The sequence below is a fragment of the Streptomyces sp. AC555_RSS877 genome, assembly GCF_019049245.1.
Lineage (GTDB): Bacteria > Actinomycetota > Actinomycetes > Streptomycetales > Streptomycetaceae > Streptomyces.
Genome location: NZ_JAGMUK010000198.1, coordinates 1 through 222, shown reverse-complemented (window position 1 = coordinate 222; position 222 = coordinate 1). Strand labels below are relative to the sequence as shown.

Annotated in this window: 1 rRNA gene; it reads right to left on the bottom strand. The window is 57.2% G+C overall.

The annotated features are described in order from the left end of the window. Window positions 1-222 (bottom strand): 23S ribosomal RNA (locus KUM49_RS42150); the annotation flags it as partial.

Sequence of the window (222 nt, the reverse complement as noted above, 5' to 3'; positions counted from 1 at the left end):
GTGTGTATCGCTACTCATGCCTGCATTCTCACTCGTCAACCGTCCACAACTCGCTTACGCGGCTGCTTCACCCGGCAGACGACGCTCCCCTACCCATCCATACGGGCGTTGGCCCTATTGTATGAATGACACGACTTCGGCGGTACGCTTGAGCCCCGCTACATTGTCGGCGCGGAATCACTAGACCAGTGAGCTATTACGCACTCTTTCAAGGGTGGCTGC